Below are 1,943 nucleotides of genomic sequence, written 5' to 3'. Positions count from 1 at the left end.
CCCGCGTTGACCGTGCTGGGCTCGCTGGTGGCGCCCGGTGCGCTGCCGGCCGGGCCGGGCGGTCACGCGGTCGTGCCGCAGGAGGTCGCGGCGTCGGCGGGCCGGGTGTGGGTGGACGGCACGCTGGTGGACCGGTCGTCGCTGGACGAGTCCACTGTGGATACGATCGACCTGCCCGGTGGCGCGGTCGTGCTCCTGCGGACTCGCGGTACACGATCGGGTGAAGTCGGCCCGGACATGTACGGAAACGGTGTTCTCGATCCTCGGTTGAGAGAAGCGGACCCCGGCGAGACCAGCACCGTCCCGGCCGACCGACGATCCGCCTGGGCACTGGGCCTGGTGTGGCTGAGGCTCGGGCTGTCGGAGGCGCTGCGCGAGACGTGCATGCGCTACCTGAACGGCCGGCGCACCGGCAGCACCACCCTGCTCCAGCAGCAGATGGTGAAGTCGACCGTCGCGGACGGGCTGATCGAGCACCTGGAGGTGCGCGCGGTCCTGACCGGCATGGGCGCGGGCGACCTGCCCGGCGTGATCCTGGCCCACCTGCACGCCCGCATCACCGCCGCCGACCGGTGGTTGGTGAACCTGCTCGGCGCGAGCGGCTACCTGGTCGGCGGGCCCGGTCAGGTGGCGCACGTGTCGGAGCTGCTCGCGGAGGCCTACGTGCGGCCGGGCGGCGCGCACACCGGGGTCGTCGAGTCCGCGGACGCGGAGTCGTGACCGCGCTGGACGACCGCCTGGTCGCGCTGCGCGACCAGGTGCGCGAGTGGGGCGCGGACTTCCGCCGCCTCGGCCTCGCCCTCGACCGCGACCCCGAGCTGATCCGCGAGCACTTCGACCTGCCCGCCGTGCGGTACCTGTCGACGATGGGCATCCCGCCGGAGTACGGGAACGTGCCCATCCCGATCGCGGGCAACCGGTTCTACGGCACGCTGGCCCTCGAACGGGCGATCATCATGGAGGAGCTGGCCTGCGCCGACGTCGGCATGCTGGTCGCCTCGCCCGGTCCCCTGCTGGCCGGCGTCCTGGTCGACCTGCTCGCGGACCGCGAGCAGAAGGAGTGGTTCTACGGGCGGATGCTCGCGGAACCCCTCTGGACGTTCTTCGCGCTCACCGAGCCGGACCGCGGGTCCGACGCGGGCGGCCTGACCTCGACGTTGACGCCGGTCGACGGCGGCGCGGTGCTGTCCGGCGGCAAGCGGTACGTCGGGAACGCCTGCCGGGCGCAGCTCGGGGTGGTGTTCGCCCGCGTGGGCTCCGGCCCGCTCGGCATCAACGCGGTCCTCGTGGAGACGCCAGCGCCCGGGTTCTCCGCGACCCCGCTGGAGAGCATCGGACTGCGCGGCGCGCGGATCAGCGCCATCACGATGGACGACGTGCACGTGCCCGCGTCCCGGTTCGTCGGACGGCACCTCTCGCCGTCGCGGCGCGGCATGTGGGCGTTCGTGCAGACGTTCAACCTGCTGCGACCGGGCGTCGCGGCGATCGCGCTGGGCATCGCGCGGGCGGCGCACGAGTACGTCCGCGACAACCGCACGGCGCTGCGCCGCGACGAGCGCGACCGGCTCGACGAGCTGGGCAGGCGGATCACGGCGGCACGCGCGCTGGTGCACCTGGCCGCCCGCGCGGTCGACGCCCGCACGTCGGACGGCTACCTGGCGTCCGCGGCGAAGGCCCGCGCGGCCCAGCTCGCCCTCGACGCGACCCGCGCGGCCTGCGAGTTCTTCGGCGTCGGCGCCCGCTTCGACCACCCGCAGCTGGACAAGCTGGTGCGCGACGCGCGCGGCCTGGAGTTCATCGAGGACACGTCGAACATGCAGAAGCTGAACCTGTTCCAGGGCCTGTTCACCGGGAAGCTGGACCGGGACGACCCGTTCCGGGTGGGCGTGGGTTCAGCGCGCTGAGCCACGACCGGTTCCGGGCGGGCGTCGGCTCACCGCGCT

General features: G+C 73.6%; 2 protein-coding genes. Both read left to right on the top strand.

Going from position 1 to position 1,943, the window contains the following annotated elements; genetic code table 11:
• Positions 1–720: hypothetical protein (locus tag AB0G02_RS37465; RefSeq protein ID WP_360804431.1), on the top strand; the 720-nt coding region annotated here is incomplete at its 5' end.
• Positions 717–1,904 (top strand): acyl-CoA dehydrogenase family protein, encoded by a 1,188-nt coding sequence (locus tag AB0G02_RS37460; RefSeq protein ID WP_360804428.1) that lies wholly within the window; start codon positions 717–719, stop codon positions 1,902–1,904. The genes AB0G02_RS37465 and AB0G02_RS37460, both read left to right, overlap by 4 nt.
• Positions 1,905–1,943: the final 39 nt, after the last annotated feature.

Source organism: Actinosynnema sp. NPDC023658 (assembly GCF_040639995.1).
In the GTDB taxonomy this organism is placed as follows: Bacteria; Actinomycetota; Actinomycetes; order Mycobacteriales; family Pseudonocardiaceae; genus Actinosynnema.
The sequence above is the reverse complement of the archived record's forward strand: the minus strand, read 5'-3'. Positions and strand labels throughout refer to the sequence as shown.